This window comes from Citrobacter sp. Ce006 (genome assembly GCF_030336535.1).
GTDB lineage: Bacteria > Pseudomonadota > Gammaproteobacteria > Enterobacterales > Enterobacteriaceae > Citrobacter > Citrobacter europaeus.
Map to the genome: position 1 here is coordinate 253822 of NZ_JAOWDO010000074.1, position 14351 is coordinate 268172.

A 14351-nucleotide genomic window follows, 5' to 3' on the forward strand; every position below is an offset into this window, starting at 1 on the left:
ATTCACGTTGCAGGAAGGCGGCAACGCAGCGAATCGCCAGGAGCTTACTTAAGTAAGTGACTGGCGTGAGCGAGTAAAGCCAACGCATCTGCAGCTTGAAGTGTGACGGGTATAAAGGCACACGCCAGAAGGTACGGGCAATGTTAAAATTCATATTACGTCGCTGTCTGGAAGCGATTCCGACGCTATTTATTCTTATTACAATTTCATTCTTTATGATGCGCCTTGCGCCGGGAAGCCCATTTACCGGAGAACGCGCGTTACCGCCAGAGGTACTGGCAAATATTGAAGCGAAATATCATCTTAACGATCCTATCTCGACGCAGTACTTCAGCTATCTGAAGCAGCTGGCACATGGCGATTTTGGGCCATCCTTTAAATATAAAGACTATACGGTAAACGACCTCGTTGCCTCGAGCTTTCCGGTTTCTGCGAAGCTTGGCGCTGCCGCCTTTATTCTGGCCGTCCTCGTGGGCGTTAGCGCCGGGGTGATAGCCGCGCTGAAGCAAAATACGCGCTGGGATTACACGGTGATGGGGGTGGCAATGACCGGGGTCGTTATCCCCAGTTTCGTGGTCGCTCCCTTATTGGTCATGATATTTGCCATAACCTTGAAATGGCTACCCGGCGGGGGCTGGAACGGCGGGGCGCTGAAATTTATGATCCTGCCGATGGTGGCCTTGTCACTGGCCTATATCGCCAGTATCGCCCGTATTACTCGCGGCTCGATGATTGAAGTACTGCACTCTAACTTTATTCGTACCGCACGCGCTAAAGGGCTGCCGATGCGGCGGATTATTTTCCGCCATGCGTTAAAACCTGCGCTGTTGCCCGTGCTGTCCTATATGGGGCCAGCATTTGTCGGCATTATCACCGGTTCGATGGTTATTGAAACCATCTATGGTTTGCCGGGCATTGGCCAACTGTTCGTCAATGGCGCGTTAAACCGCGACTATTCGCTGGTTCTGAGCCTGACCATTCTGGTGGGTACGCTGACCATCGTGTTTAACGCGATTGTCGATGTGCTGTATGCCGTTATCGACCCGAAAATTCGTTACTGATACTGGAGCTCGCTATGATGTTAAGTAAGAAAAACAGCGAAGCGCTGGAGAATTTCAGTGAAAAGCTGGAGGTCGAAGGCCGCAGCCTGTGGCAAGACGCGCGTCGACGCTTTATGCATAACCGCGCGGCGGTAGCAAGCCTGGTGGTGCTGGTGATCATTGCGTTGTTTGTGACGCTGGCGCCGATGCTGTCGCAGTTTACCTACTTCGATACCGACTGGGGCATGATGTCCAGCGCGCCGGATACGGAGTCCGGACACTATTTCGGCACCGACTCGTCGGGTCGTGACCTGCTGGTCCGTGTGGCGATTGGCGGGCGTATCTCGCTGATGGTCGGCATTGCCGCGGCGCTGGTGGCGGTAGTCGTTGGTACGCTGTACGGCTCTCTGTCGGGCTATCTCGGCGGTAAAATCGACTCGGTGATGATGCGTCTGCTGGAAATCCTCAACTCCTTCCCTTTCATGTTCTTTGTGATCCTGCTGGTTACCTTCTTTGGACAAAATATCCTGCTGATTTTTGTCGCTATCGGAATGGTCTCCTGGCTCGATATGGCGCGTATCGTGCGTGGACAAACGCTGAGTCTCAAGCGCAAAGAGTTCATTGAAGCAGCACAAGTGGGTGGAGTGTCTACCGTACGCATCGTTATCCGTCATATTGTGCCGAACGTGCTGGGCGTAGTGGTGGTATACGCTTCATTGCTGGTGCCGAGCATGATTCTGTTTGAATCCTTCCTCAGCTTTTTGGGATTAGGTACGCAAGAACCGTTAAGTAGTTGGGGCGCGCTGCTCAGTGATGGTGCCAACTCGATGGAAGTCTCACCATGGCTGCTGCTGTTCCCGGCAGGTTTCCTGGTGGTCACTTTGTTCTGTTTTAACTTTATTGGCGATGGCCTGCGTGATGCCCTCGACCCGAAAGACCGTTAAGGAGTGCAGCCATGAGCGTAATTGAAACCTCAACCGCGCCGCTCGCGCAACAACAGGCTAACGCACTGCTGAACGTAAAAGAACTGCGCGTGACGTTTGCCACCCCCGATGGCGATGTGACTGCGGTCAACGATTTAAACTTTTCTCTGCGAGCCGGAGAAACGCTGGGGATTGTCGGGGAATCCGGCTCGGGTAAATCGCAAACGGCCTTTGCTCTGATGGGCCTGCTGGCCGCAAATGGCCGTATCGGGGGTTCTGCAACCTTCAATGGGCGTGAAATTCTGAACTTACCGGAACGTGAGCTGAACAAACTGCGCGCTGAGCAAATCTCGATGATTTTCCAGGACCCGATGACCTCCCTTAATCCGTACATGCGGGTTGGCGAGCAGTTGATGGAAGTTCTGATGCTGCATAAAGGCATGAGCAAAGCGGAAGCTTTTGAAGAGTCTGTCAGAATGCTGGATGCGGTGAAAATGCCGGAAGCGCGTAAGCGCATGAAAATGTATCCGCATGAATTCTCCGGCGGCATGCGTCAGCGCGTAATGATCGCCATGGCGCTATTGTGCAGGCCTAAATTACTGATAGCCGATGAGCCGACCACCGCACTCGATGTGACGGTACAGGCGCAAATCATGACGCTGCTGAATGAACTGAAAAGTGAATTCAACACCGCGATTATCATGATCACCCACGACCTGGGGGTTGTTGCCGGTATTTGCGATAAAGTTCTGGTGATGTACGCCGGACGCACTATGGAATACGGTAGCGCGCGGGATGTCTTTTATAAACCCGTTCATCCGTATTCAATTGGTTTGCTGAATGCCGTACCTCGTCTGGATGCCGAAGGGGAAGAGATGCTGACTATCCCTGGCAACCCTCCGAACCTGCTGCGCCTGCCAAAAGGCTGTCCATTCCAACCGCGTTGCCCGCATGCGATGGACATCTGTAGCAGCGCTCCGCCACTGGAGGAATTTAGTCCGGGCCGTCTGCGCGCCTGCTTTAAACCGGTGGAGGAACTGGTATGAATGCGGTCACCGAACAACGAAAAGTGCTCCTGGAGATTGCCGATCTTAAAGTCCATTTCGACATTAAAGATGGCAAACAGTGGTTCTGGCAACCGTCTAAAACCCTGAAGGCGGTTGATGGCGTAACCCTACGGCTGTATGAAGGTGAAACCCTGGGCGTGGTAGGCGAATCAGGCTGCGGAAAATCGACCTTTGCCCGTGCGATCATTGGCCTGGTGAAAGCCACTGATGGAAAGGTCGCCTGGCTGGGTAAAGATTTACTGGGCATGAAACCCGATGAGTGGCGGGAGGTGCGCAGCGATATCCAGATGATTTTCCAGGATCCGCTGGCATCGTTAAACCCGCGTATGACCATTGGTGAAATCATTGCCGAACCGCTGCGGACTTATCATCCAAACCTGCCGGGTCAGGAAGTCCGCGACCGTGTGAAGGCGATGATGATGAAGGTTGGATTACTGCCCAACCTGATTAACCGCTACCCGCATGAGTTTTCTGGTGGTCAGTGTCAGCGTATTGGTATTGCCCGTGCGTTGATCCTCGAACCGAAGCTGATTATTTGCGATGAACCCGTTTCGGCGCTGGACGTATCCATTCAGGCCCAGGTGGTGAACCTGCTGCAACAGCTTCAACGTGAAATGGGATTATCGTTAATCTTTATTGCCCACGACCTGGCGGTGGTTAAACACATCTCCGACCGCGTGCTGGTTATGTATCTCGGCCATGCCGTGGAATTGGGGACCTATGACGAGGTGTACCATAACCCGCTGCATCCATATACCAAAGCGCTGATGTCTGCGGTGCCGATCCCCGATCCGGATCAGGAAAGGAACAAGGTTATCCAGTTGCTGGAAGGCGAATTACCGTCGCCGATAAACCCTCCTTCCGGTTGCGTGTTCCGTACGCGCTGCCCGATTGCCGGACCGGAATGCGCAAAAACGCGTCCGGTTCTCGAAGGAAGTTTCCGCCACGCCGTTTCCTGCCTGAAAGTAGACCCGCTATAATCGTGAGGGCTGACAAAGGTCAGCCCTTTTTTTTTGGTGAGGTATCTGTGCCAGGTTTAGTCTCTTCCGTCCGCCGCGCGCTCTATCGCAAGTTATTCGATTTAAACACCCGTTCCGGGCGTCGCTTTGAAGGTCTGTGCGCGCTGTTCGCCTTGCTCAGCGTTATTGTTATCTTCATTGAGTCCGGAGTAGGGACGCAATACCATTTAACTTACGATGAGTGGCATATTTTTGTCTGGCTGGAGATCTTTATCACTCTGGTCTTTACTCTCGAATATCTTCTGCGCTTATGCTGCTGGGCCAACCCTGCTAAATATGTGTTTAGCTTCTGGGGGATAATCGACCTGGCCACTATTCTGCCACTGTATGTGATGTGGCTATGGCCTGAAATAAGTCTGAGTTATGTCTTCGCCTGGCGGGCGATGCGCGTCCTGCGCGTCCTGCGCATTCTCAAGTTGCTGCGCTTTATGCCTTCCCTGCGTGTGTTCTGGAATGCGTTAAAAAGCGCCCGGCATCAGTTGATGCTGTTCTATTCTTTTATTGCCATTCTGATGGTGGTTTTTGGCGCGATGATGTATCTGATAGAAGGGCCAAAATATGGCTTTACTACGCTGAATGCGTCGGTGTATTGGGCCATTGTAACGGTCACTACCGTCGGCTATGGCGATATCACTCCTCACACGCCGTTGGGACGTATGGTCGCGTCTGTGCTTATCCTGATTGGTTACTCGGTGATTGCGATACCGACGGGATTGATTACCACACACATGAGCAGTGCTTTCCAGCATCGACAGAATGAACGTAAATGTCCCCAGTGCCAGCAGGCGCAGCACGAACATAGCGCGCAGTTTTGTAACCGCTGCGGAAGTAAACTACCGGGCTAAAAATGAAAAAAGCTGCGAGAGCAGCTTTTTTGTTTGATTATTCACGCCAGAGAATATGGCAGAATTTGTGATCTTTTTCGCGACATAATAAAACGCGCGCAAAAATATCGTTAATCTCGCCATCTTCTGTATCTGCCAGACCAATCACCACTTCGGCAAAGAAATCAGGGTTCAGGTCAAAATCAACATGCTCCTGCCAGTCTTCTGCCGGATCGAATAATTCGGCACCGCCGCGCTCTTCAAACTGCAAATTGAACAGAATGATATCTGCCGGATCGAGGTTGTCCACAGCCAGTTCGAGAAAAATATCGTAAGCCTGCTCAAGCGTTTCGTCTTCAGTCAGACGATTGTTCAAATCCATATCCATAATGACTACCTGTTTACTGTCTGATGGGCACGTTTTACAGCAACGGGCTAAAGAAGTAAAACAGTCGCTCGGCGATCCGCTGCCAGAGAGGTCGTTTTACCCACAAACGGGCATCAAGCAGGCGGGAACGCGAAATATAATCATCCTGCACGGCGGCGAGATCGCCGCCGAATCCGGCATCGTCAATGACCAGCGTGATTTCAAAATTGAGCCACAGACTGCGCATATCCAGGTTAACGGTACCGACCAGGCTCAGCTCGCCATCGACAAGTACGCTCTTGGTGTGCAGCAGACCGCCTTCGAACTGATAGATTTTGACGCCTGCCGCCAGCAGTTCAGTGAAAAAGGCCCGGCTTGCCCAGCCAACCAACAGGGAATCATTCTTACGCGGAAGAATGATACTGACGTCGACCCCACGCTGCGCCGCCGTACAAATGGCGTGCAGCAAATCGTCGCTGGGAACAAAGTAGGGCGTGGTCATAATTAAATATTCGCGAGCCGAATAAGCTGCGGTTAACAGCGCCTGATGAATCAAGTCTTCTGGGAAACCAGGACCCGAGGCGATAGTGTGAATGGTGTGGCCGCTGGCCTGCTCAAACGGCATGATATTGACGTCCGGTGGCGGGGGCAAAATGCGCTTTCCGGTCTCAATTTCCCAGTCGCAGGAATAGACGATGCCCATAGCGGTGGCTACCGGGCCTTCCATTCTTGCCATCAAATCAACCCATTGCCCAACGCCTGCATCTTGTTTGAAGAAGCGCGGATCGACCATGTTCATGCTGCCGGTATACGCAATGTAGTTGTCGATCATGATCATTTTGCGGTGCTGGCGCAGGTCCATCCGGCGTAAAAACACACGCATCAGGTTCACTTTCAGCGCTTCAACAACCTCGATCCCTGCGTTACGCATCATCGCCGCCCATGGGCTACGGAAGAACGCCACGCTGCCCGCCGAGTCCAGCATCAGGCGGCAGTGAATCCCGCGTCTGGCGGCGGCCATTAATGATTCGGCGACCTGATCGGCCATACCGCCCGGCTGCCAGATGTAGAACACCATCTCTATGTTGTGGCGCGCGAGTTGAATATCACGGATTAATGCCTGCATCACGTCATCTGAACTGGTGAGCAACTGCAGCTGATTTCCCTTAACGCCGGCAATTCCTTGACGCCGCTCGCACAGTTTAAATAAGGATGAGGCGACGCTGCTGTTTTCCTGCGCAAAAATATGCTTACAGGCTTTAAGATCGTTCAGCCACTTGGCCGTTGACGGCCACATTGCCCGGGCACGCTCCGCGCGACGTTTACCCAGGTGGAGCTCACCGAAGGACAGATAAGCAATGATCCCTACCAATGGCAGAATATAGATGATCAAAAGCCAGGCCATTGCGGAGGGCACTGCGCGTCGTTTCATTAGAATGCGTAATGTTACGCCAGCAATGAGTACCCAGTAACCCAGAATGACCAGCCAACTCACCACGGTGTAGAAGGTTGTCATAAATTTAAAAATCCTTTTGAAAGCGTATTGTTAAGAGTTTACGCATCAGGATTAATCTGGCAAATAAAAACACGGGAAAACCGCTGGTCTGCATTTGGTGTGGCGTTATAATGGCCACTCAGTGACTGAAAGAGTAGTAAACATGAAGCGTAGTAGAACGGAAGTGGGACGCTGGCGGATGCTGCGTCAGGCTAGCCGCCGTAAAGCACGTTGGCTTGAAGGACAATCGCGTCGTAATATGCGTATCCACACTATCAGAAAGTGCATTCTCAACCATCAACGCAACTCGTTGCTGTTTGCGATCCACAGTATCTGATCTAAAAGGGCACCGCTGGCGGTGCCCAATGTCTGCTTTTTGTTCTGTTTTTTAAAAAACTTTTTTGTATTGTCATTCGGCCTATTTCGAAGAATTCCGCGTAAAAACGTTCTGTTACGCTAAAGCCTTCTATTACCTGCCTTTCGGCCTTCCAATCATCACACTTTGAGTACAAGTGTTACATTGCGGGTAGCTTAGAGCAACGAGTTTTGTGTACACTTTTGCGTACTCAAAAGCCAAATGTGTACCCATTCAATGATCACTGACACAAAGCTCAGGAAGGCCCTTGGCAAGAAGCGCGATGATATCGAAACCATTTCAGATTCTCACGGACTCAACGCAAGGATCAGCCAGGCTGGAAAAGTTTCTTTCTTCTATCGATACAGATGGGCTGGTAAAGCTGTAAAACTCAATGTCGGTGATTATCCAGCAATGAGCATTGTTCAGGCAAGGGAAAGGCGTCAACAGTTCAGAACGTGGCTAACTGAAGGTTTAGATCCTCGCGAGCAAGTGAAGCTGGAAAAATTATCTCGCGAAGGTTCTATGACAGTGGCTGAAGCCTTCGATTATTGGATCGAGAAACACTGCATCGCGAATCAACTCACAAAGACGGATTATTATCAGCTGGTATTCGCCAAACATATCGCCGAACCGATGCGGAACGTCAAAGTCGATAACTCGACAAAAATGCACTGGATAGATGTATTTGATCAGATTGAAAGCAGGGTAATGGCCCACTATATGCTTTCACTGTGCAAGCGCTCATTCAGGTTCTGTATCAACAGGGGCGTTATATCGACTAACCCGCTTGAGGGGTTGCTACCCACTGATGTCGGGCAAAAGCCGAAAAAGAGAACGCGGCGTCTGGATGATAGTGAACTGGTGGCAATTTATCGCTGGCTGCAAAATCGCATGTCGATAGAGTCCGTATTTCTTGTGAAGTTTATTATGCTGACCGGCTGTAGAACGGCAGAAATTCGATTAAGCGAAAGGTCGTGGTTTAGACTGAATGAAAATGAATGGATAGTTCCGGCCGGTAGTTACAAAACGCGAGTGCATATGAGAAGGGCACTCTCTGAAGCGGCGGTAGGGTTGGTCAAAAATCATATTGAGAAGATCAACACAAAACACTTAGTCACCTCACAGCGTTTACTGGATGGCGAAATCAAAGATGTCCCAGTACATCCGCCAGTCGCTTCAAATTACGCAAGGTATATCTGGTCCGCTGCGGGAATGGAACCCTGGTCTCTTCATGATATGAGAAGAACGATCGCGACAAACCTTTCAGAACTTGGCTGTCCGCCGCATGTGATTGAAAAACTACTTGGTCATCAGATGGTCGGTGTAATGGCTCACTACAATCTGCACGACTACATCGATGACCAAAAACACTGGCTCCACGTTTGGCAGAGCCATCTTGAAAGTATCATTGGTGAGCCATTCAGTTAATTGGCTGTTTCACACCTTCCCACTCTTTGACTGACTCCGACTTCCAGCGGTTTGGGTTACCAGGAAAATCAGGAGCAGGGAACGGCTTCGCAAAACCCCGCGGCATAGTTTCTGTGCTTTGCCATGACCAAAGGGTTTTACGTGAGATTTTGTATCGACTGGTCAGGTCTGACGTCAGCAAAATATCATCCATCGTTTTTCTCCAATAGCCCGTACTGAGCCATTTATAAAAGTAATATCAACTCACCTGACCCGGCAGCGCTCGCAATCTGCGCATGCCTGTCATCGCCGTGGCCACGTAGCTCGCTTTGCGGTTCACTACCTCCACCCAGACCTTCACACCTTCAACTCTCACCGTGTACTTTTCCTTCATCTTGCTGCGTCCGTAGTCGCCGTAGCGTTCGTGATGAGTGGCCAGCGCGATGTCGCATGCCTGACGCGCTAACGGAGACTGCTGATTGGCTCGGTTAATTAGTCGCATTACATCTCCTCAGTGGGAGGGCGGACCCTCCCAACTCAGTTAGCCAACGTATTCCGGTTTCATATCCGCTAGGGTGATGCTGAACTGATCGTGCAGCTCGTCGCCCAGATGACGTTTCGCCGTTGCAAGAACTCGCTCAACTTCCCCGAAACGCATTGCGGCACCCGGTTCGTCCGGAGACGGTAGGGAGTTGATCGCTGCCTCAACCTTGTTACGTGAATCAACCAGGTAATAACGTTTCACCGCCTTGTTCTTCAGCTCAGTGAACAGGGCTGAACCCAGCGTAACCTTCGCGCTTTCGATATCAGCGCGCAGCGCTTTGGCGCTATCAACATCCTGTGCGGCATCTATACGCTCGCGGAAATCATCAGCCAGTGAGTCGATATTTACCGACGACTCCTGCGCGCTCTGCGTGGTTGTGACGGTGTCACCTGCTATTTCAGCAGCGCTCATTCGTTGTATTGGTGCAGGGTTAATTTCGCGCTCTGTTCGTTGTTCCAGATCTTCTCTGTCATAAACACCCATTGTGACTTCAGGGCAGTAAGTCCTCGCCCAATACTTGACGGCCAAATAACCTATTTGCTGTTTAGGTGCGGTTTTCCACAAAGGGGAATTTCGCGTAGTAATATCAGCAAGGTAAATTGGCTCTCCCCAGGTCACCTCTGTCTCGCCTCGAAGGACTGCTCCGACACGAACAAACAAACCTGATTCATCACGCCCGTCTTTTTTGCCAACAATTTTTTCCCACTCGCCGCCGTACTCGTATTTAAATCGCCCGTGTACAACTTTGGAGCTGGTGATTAAAGCGTTGTAAAGCTGTGCTTCATAACCCAGAGCCCCGTTAACTAGGTGTGTTTTCTGTCCTACAACAAATGGGTCCATACCCCAACGAGCGGCCTGCATTATTATTGCCAGGCAATCAGAAGGTCTTCCCTGTAGATGTTTCGGTACTGTCGCTACGCCCTGAGACATCACCTCTGCTAGCTTCATCATGCGATCCATGACGTCGATATTCAGAAGCAGGGATGTGTTATTCATCGTGTTCGGTTCGTTATGTTCAACAACTGCAACGTTGGTCTTTTCCATCATCATTCCCCTTATGCCTGAGTGCGCAGCGCTTCAAGGCGGCGCAGGTCGAAGTCGTTCAGTTCGTCGGTGTAATCAGCGGTGATCGGCGCTGGCCATTCGCCAGTGTCAAAGCCGGTAGCGATAGCGCGCATTGATTTACGGTACTCGAGCATGCCCAGCTCCAGCAGTTCGGCGGATGCCTCGATGATGGCGATCCAGTGGTAGTTCTCGTCTTTGTTGACGAAAATCCAGAAGAACTGGTCCAGTGCCGCGGTCTCGCAATACATGGCGGCGCTCAGGTGATAGTCACGGTCGATGATTTCCCGGTGCAGTTTGGCGCGAAGGCCTTCCTGCTTAACGTTCCACATGCTGATGGTTTTCAGGTCGGCACCAATGCGCACGCCGTCCAGGTCGATCTCAAGGTCTGGACGAACGCGGACTTCCAGACCGGTTTCATCGTCAAAGCCAAAATAGCTGACCTCAACGGCGCGACTCGGGTGCTGAAGCAGCATCCCGGCGGTTGGGTGCTGGAGCAGGGCTTTCTGAATGGCCAGTGCGGTGCACAGTTGCTGGCGGGTGACCAGCACTTTTCCTTGCGGATTCTCACGCCAGGCATCCAGCAGTTCGTCGGCGAAGACGGCGTCCGGATTAACAGACTTCACGGCCTGTATCAGGTCTGATTTGGTACCGGACACTTTCAGCGGTTGAGGCTTTTGCGCCTCCTGTGCAACCAGGTCAGGATTGATGATTGCCAGTTGCTCGAGTAACGCATCACGGCTACCGCTGGTTTTCACCTGAGCAGGCAGGGTGGCGTTGTATTCCTTGATGCAGGCTTTCATCGCCGCGGCGGTCTGCTTCTGGTCCGCTTCGATCCGCTGGTACTCTTCGGGCAGAGACATGTAGCTCTGGCCAGTTTCCTCGACTGAACCACCCAGTGGCACCTGAGCAGGCAGAGTGGCGTTGTATTCTTCCAGCAATGCTTTGATGTCGTCAGCGCTCAGCTGTGCTGGCAGACCTGCGTTGTACTCATCGATAAACGCGCGGATTGTTGCCGTTGTGGTGAACGCGCCTTCCGGGATCATCGGTTCAACGCTGAACTCTTCATCGAGCTGCTCTGGCTGCAACGCCAGCGCATGCACCAGGTTACCCATATCCAGAACAGGAGAACGTTCTTTGATAATGGTTTTCTCTACGTGACGCGCATTGAAGTACATCAGTGAAACACGAGCGTCTTTAACCTGTGTTGAGCTGATGCCGTTGGCAGCGTGATAAGCCTCATTCGGCAGACCTTCATAGCGGCCTGGCTCGAAGTAAGCGGGGTACGCAACAGCTGGTTCGTCAGATTGTGCTTCTGGCTCGGTTTGTGCCAAAACTGGTTCAGTTTGGTTTACAGAATCGCTATTTTGGGCGACAGAATCCGTATTTGGGTTTACATCGGCCTGCTGGCCGGTATGTGACTCTTCACCAGTTTCCAGACTGCTTTCGCCTGACTGCACTTCATCACAAGTTTGGTCTTCATCACTGACAATTTCTTCCATCTGCACATCGCTGGTGGTCTCCTTAGGCTTTTTCGTGCCATGAGTTGCAGAGTTTTGCAGCAAAGCCGTAACGTCGAATATTCCGTTGCCGACATTTTTAACCAGTTCTGTTTCTGTAGAGTGCTGGCTTGTTTCAGTTTTTACCCATTTCGGATCGTCAGGGTCGCTGATACCTTCGACGAACTCTCCACGCTGAGCAGCAAGTTGCTTACCAATTTCTTCCTTAGATTGGGTTTCGGAGTGGCGAGCCGCGCGTGGATCTTCCTCCCATTCGCTATAGCCGTTCGACTTCTTACCGTTGGAATAGATGCCGTTCTCTGCCAGCCACTTACGCGCCTGATCTCGAAGTATTACAGGACCGATATTCAGGCAGTCAGTCCAGTCAATAGCGCGAGTGACGCCGAAAATGGAGAGGGCATCGTATTCAAGGATGTCGTTAATATGAGAAATGACTTTGATGACTTTTGCCTGCACATCATCCCGAGAATCGATGAGATTTTTCGCCGCTTTTAACTGTTCGATCGTGACTGAACCAGGTTCCGCGTCGAGATACATACGGGCAATACAGGATTCAACATTCAGGTTATAAACTGTTTGAGCAACGGCGCGTTTGTAGCGTTCTGCCGTCACTGTCGGTAACTTTTCTTTTTTCTCTGGCGCTTTCTCCGGCGTGTTTGGTGGCAACACCTTGCTGATGCGGTTCCCGGCAATCCACTCTTTTACTAAGGTGCCGCGATCAATATGCGTGGTTTCAATCCAGGCTTTAGAAAAATGCAACATAAGAGAAAGCTCGTGGCGTTTTTCTGGATCAAATACGTCCTTCATTGCTTTCGTATATTTCCAGAGGAACGGCATGTCGAGTTTCTTGATACCTTCGACACTTTCGGCTGCAAGTATCAGGTTCTGGACGTATCCGTTATCGGTATCCATTTCCAGACCGACTATCTCTTTATGCTCTGTCTGAGTGAGATGATGACGAAGCGCATTGGATGTGAACTGGGACAATAGTTGCTTACGGAAGGGCATCTGAACGATCGGGTACCGGGTGTATTCATCGTCGTATTCATCGACGTCCAGGCCATTGTTGTCAGACTGGTCTAACTGAGATTGATCGACAATTTCTCCGGTGGAGGTATCAACACCGTTAACGATATGCTGTCGTGCTTCGGCGGCCGCATCAGAAGAGGGCAACGTAACACCTGGGATTTGTTCCCATGTCATATTGTCGTCGCGGAGGCGGTAGAAATCGCAAAACGTTAAGCTGAGTTCGCCTTCTGGAGGCAACTCATTAACGACAGGGAAATTAGTGGCTACAGCTTTGAAATAATTTTTCAGCTTCGCGCCAGTTTTAATCAACAAATAATCCAGCGTTGCATTTACAGCCTCAAAATCATCGCTGCACCAGAGCACCGCATCTTTATTACCGGATTGCTTTTTTGCTCTGCGGACTAAAAATACAGGATTAGTTCCACTCATTACTTTATCCTCGATTCGTGTAGAATGGAGGTGCCTTAACAGCACCCCGATATATCAGGTTGTTATGTCCGGTACGCTTTGGTCGGTTGGACCGGACAGGGCACGCCCGCTTCGGTGGGCGTTTTCTTAATGAACAGTGATGAAAACTCTTTCTGAGTAATCGAGTTTGTAGCTGCGGTAGTTACCAAACCCGGCCTTATCGCCATCGTTTACCTGAACCGCAAGCAGTGAAATAGCTGTTACTGCACAGTGAGGGCAATCGAACTGACCGAGCACATAGCCGCCATCGAGAACGACGGTTGTTGCACCGTTTTTGGTTGAGTGAATAACACCAGACACTTTCTTTTCGCAGTTGAATAAAGCGATTTCTTTATTTACTGCTTTCAGATTTAATTCGACTTTTACGATTTGCATAAATTATTCCTGTTGGTTTATTCAGGGTGTAAGAACCCACGCCAAACTAATGGCGAATTTTTTATTTCATATTTCGGGACTGCTATTTAGCCTTCGTGCGCCATCTGGTCGTAAGAAGCACAGCGCTTGGAACAATACTCTTTCTCTTTGCGCGCCAGCTGTGAGCCGTTGCGATAGAGAAGGGTGCTTTTGACTACCTCTTCCGTTTTAACCGGCTTGCCGCAATATCCGCATTTCTTGTCTAACATGACATCCTCCGCTAGTGGCTGAGTCCATGCCCCAGACCGTTCAGATAAACTTCAACCAGCAAATCCTTGGTGTAAGTCATTTCTACGCCGCGATGCAGATACAAACGTCCGCGAGCGTTAGCTGATGCCGTCCAGGTTGAGTCTTTGTGTTTGACGAGCATCCCCGGCTGAACTGCGCCGCGGTTTACTGTCTGTGTACCGTAGTGCTGATGAACCATGATGTTCTCCAGTTTTTCTGAGTGAACTTCGCTGGTGGTGCCGTGACGCTGATCTTCACGGTTGAGCGTTTTAACTCTGCAGTTCACCACCGCGAAGCTCACTCCTGTGCTTTGCCCTTTTCGCCAGGCTGGCGGAACGTTTCAAACCTACTGCGCGTTAATCTCACCACCTCATTCCGGTCTTCGTATGCCCCGGACGGCTACTTCGTGGGCGTCCTGCCTCGATGGTTGTGTTGATGAACAGAGTAAAACACCACTTTACTTTTTAGTCAAGTATTGCGGATTAATAAAGTAAAGTGATGCTGTACCTGTGCGAAATTTATGCAGATTATTGCTGCGAAAGTGGGCTTAAAATGTATATGATTAAAAAAACATCAATGAGGGTGA

The 14351-nt window shown here is 50.9% G+C and carries 14 protein-coding genes and 1 pseudogene; 7 read left to right on the forward strand and 8 right to left on the reverse strand.

Annotated features, from left to right (window positions below; genetic code table 11):
* The first annotated feature begins 140 nt into the window (after positions 1-140).
* Genes oppB through OGV94_RS24740 form a run of 5 tightly spaced genes read left to right on the forward strand, consistent with a single transcriptional unit; the run spans position 141 to position 4894 of the window.
* Complete coding sequence (gene oppB / locus OGV94_RS24720) at positions 141-1061, forward strand: oligopeptide ABC transporter permease OppB (protein ID WP_003020708.1); 921 nt, start codon at positions 141-143, stop codon at positions 1059-1061.
* A gap of 14 nt (positions 1062-1075) precedes the next feature.
* Positions 1076-1984 (forward strand): oligopeptide ABC transporter permease OppC, encoded by a 909-nt coding sequence (oppC, locus tag OGV94_RS24725; RefSeq protein ID WP_003020701.1) that lies wholly within the window; start codon positions 1076-1078, stop codon positions 1982-1984.
* Positions 1985-1995: 11 nt separating this feature from the next.
* Positions 1996-3009 (forward strand): murein tripeptide/oligopeptide ABC transporter ATP-binding protein OppD, encoded by a 1014-nt coding sequence (gene oppD / locus OGV94_RS24730; protein WP_047410775.1) that lies wholly within the window; start codon positions 1996-1998, stop codon positions 3007-3009.
* Entirely contained in the window at positions 3006-4010 is a 1005-nt protein-coding gene (oppF, locus tag OGV94_RS24735; protein WP_003020696.1) for a murein tripeptide/oligopeptide ABC transporter ATP-binding protein OppF, read from the forward strand. The genes oppD and oppF overlap by 4 nt, the downstream gene beginning before the upstream one ends.
* A gap of 47 nt (positions 4011-4057) precedes the next feature.
* Positions 4058-4894, forward strand: coding sequence for an ion transporter (locus tag OGV94_RS24740; RefSeq protein ID WP_043016134.1), 837 nt, complete (start codon positions 4058-4060; stop codon positions 4892-4894).
* Positions 4895-4931: 37 nt separating this feature from the next.
* Here the strand turns inward: OGV94_RS24740 and OGV94_RS24745 are convergent, their stop codons facing one another.
* Together OGV94_RS24745 and cls are read right to left on the reverse strand one after the other, a co-directional pair.
* Positions 4932-5261, reverse strand: coding sequence for an HI1450 family dsDNA-mimic protein (locus tag OGV94_RS24745; RefSeq protein WP_286524670.1), 330 nt, complete (start codon positions 5259-5261; stop codon positions 4932-4934).
* 34 nt (positions 5262-5295) lie between these two features.
* The gene (gene cls, locus OGV94_RS24750) at positions 5296-6756 is read right to left on the reverse strand and encodes a cardiolipin synthase (RefSeq protein ID WP_003020687.1); all 1461 of its coding nucleotides are present in this window, start codon (positions 6754-6756) and stop codon (positions 5296-5298) included.
* A 142-nt stretch (positions 6757-6898) separates the two neighbouring features.
* Between cls and OGV94_RS24755 the strand changes: the two genes are divergently transcribed.
* Together OGV94_RS24755 and OGV94_RS24760 are read left to right on the forward strand one after the other, a co-directional pair.
* Entirely contained in the window at positions 6899-7072 is a 174-nt protein-coding gene (locus OGV94_RS24755; RefSeq protein ID WP_003020684.1) for a YciY family protein, read from the forward strand.
* 255 nt (positions 7073-7327) lie between these two features.
* Positions 7328-8521: a tyrosine-type recombinase/integrase gene (locus tag OGV94_RS24760; protein ID WP_159137332.1), complete on the forward strand. Its 1194-nt coding sequence runs from the start codon at positions 7328-7330 to the stop codon at positions 8519-8521.
* A 238-nt stretch (positions 8522-8759) separates the two neighbouring features.
* On the opposite strand, the gene OGV94_RS24765 is transcribed toward OGV94_RS24760, so the two are convergent.
* The 6 genes and pseudogenes from OGV94_RS24765 to OGV94_RS24790 form a co-directional block, all read right to left on the reverse strand.
* A complete protein-coding gene (locus OGV94_RS24765) occupies positions 8760-9002 on the reverse strand; it encodes a DUF4060 family protein (RefSeq protein WP_200013015.1) in 243 nt (80 codons plus the stop codon).
* A 39-nt stretch (positions 9003-9041) separates the two neighbouring features.
* Positions 9042-10088: a RecT family recombinase gene (locus OGV94_RS24770; RefSeq protein WP_200013021.1), complete on the reverse strand. Its 1047-nt coding sequence runs from the start codon at positions 10086-10088 to the stop codon at positions 9042-9044.
* Positions 10089-10099: 11 nt separating this feature from the next.
* Positions 10100-13084, reverse strand: coding sequence for a RecE family exodeoxyribonuclease (locus OGV94_RS24775; protein ID WP_200013017.1), 2985 nt, complete (start codon positions 13082-13084; stop codon positions 10100-10102).
* Positions 13085-13210: 126 nt separating this feature from the next.
* Positions 13211-13563, reverse strand: a pseudogene (locus tag OGV94_RS24780) (DNA breaking-rejoining protein).
* Between the two features lie 21 nt (positions 13564-13584).
* Positions 13585-13746 carry a YdaE family protein gene (locus OGV94_RS24785; RefSeq protein ID WP_200000538.1) on the reverse strand — a complete coding sequence of 54 codons (162 nt, stop codon included), beginning with the start codon at positions 13744-13746 and terminating at the stop codon, positions 13585-13587.
* Positions 13747-13757: 11 nt separating this feature from the next.
* A complete protein-coding gene (locus tag OGV94_RS24790) occupies positions 13758-13964 on the reverse strand; it encodes a hypothetical protein (RefSeq protein WP_001568763.1) in 207 nt (68 codons plus the stop codon).
* Between the last annotated feature and the right edge of the window lie 387 nt (positions 13965-14351).

Bases quoted from the DNA above. Each gene is read 5' to 3' on its own strand.
- cls (WP_003020687.1), bottom strand. From the start codon at position 6,756: ATGACAACCTTCTACACCGTGGTGAGTTGGCTGGTCATTCTGGGTTAC.
- OGV94_RS24775 (WP_200013017.1), bottom strand. From the start codon at position 13,084: ATGAGTGGAACTAATCCTGTATTTTTAGTCCGCAGAGCAAAAAAGCAA.
- OGV94_RS24755 (WP_003020684.1), top strand. From the start codon at position 6,899: ATGAAGCGTAGTAGAACGGAAGTGGGACGCTGGCGGATGCTGCGTCAG.
- OGV94_RS24745 (WP_286524670.1), bottom strand. From the start codon at position 5,261: ATGGATATGGATTTGAACAATCGTCTGACTGAAGACGAAACGCTTGAG.
- oppC (WP_003020701.1), top strand. From the start codon at position 1,076: ATGATGTTAAGTAAGAAAAACAGCGAAGCGCTGGAGAATTTCAGTGAA.
- oppD (WP_047410775.1), top strand. From the start codon at position 1,996: ATGAGCGTAATTGAAACCTCAACCGCGCCGCTCGCGCAACAACAGGCT.
- oppF (WP_003020696.1), top strand. From the start codon at position 3,006: ATGAATGCGGTCACCGAACAACGAAAAGTGCTCCTGGAGATTGCCGAT.
- OGV94_RS24765 (WP_200013015.1), bottom strand. From the start codon at position 9,002: ATGCGACTAATTAACCGAGCCAATCAGCAGTCTCCGTTAGCGCGTCAG.
- OGV94_RS24770 (WP_200013021.1), bottom strand. From the start codon at position 10,088: ATGGAAAAGACCAACGTTGCAGTTGTTGAACATAACGAACCGAACACG.
- OGV94_RS24790 (WP_001568763.1), bottom strand. From the start codon at position 13,964: ATGGTTCATCAGCACTACGGTACACAGACAGTAAACCGCGGCGCAGTT.
- OGV94_RS24785 (WP_200000538.1), bottom strand. From the start codon at position 13,746: ATGTTAGACAAGAAATGCGGATATTGCGGCAAGCCGGTTAAAACGGAA.
- oppB (WP_003020708.1), top strand. From the start codon at position 141: ATGTTAAAATTCATATTACGTCGCTGTCTGGAAGCGATTCCGACGCTA.
- OGV94_RS24760 (WP_159137332.1), top strand. From the start codon at position 7,328: ATGATCACTGACACAAAGCTCAGGAAGGCCCTTGGCAAGAAGCGCGAT.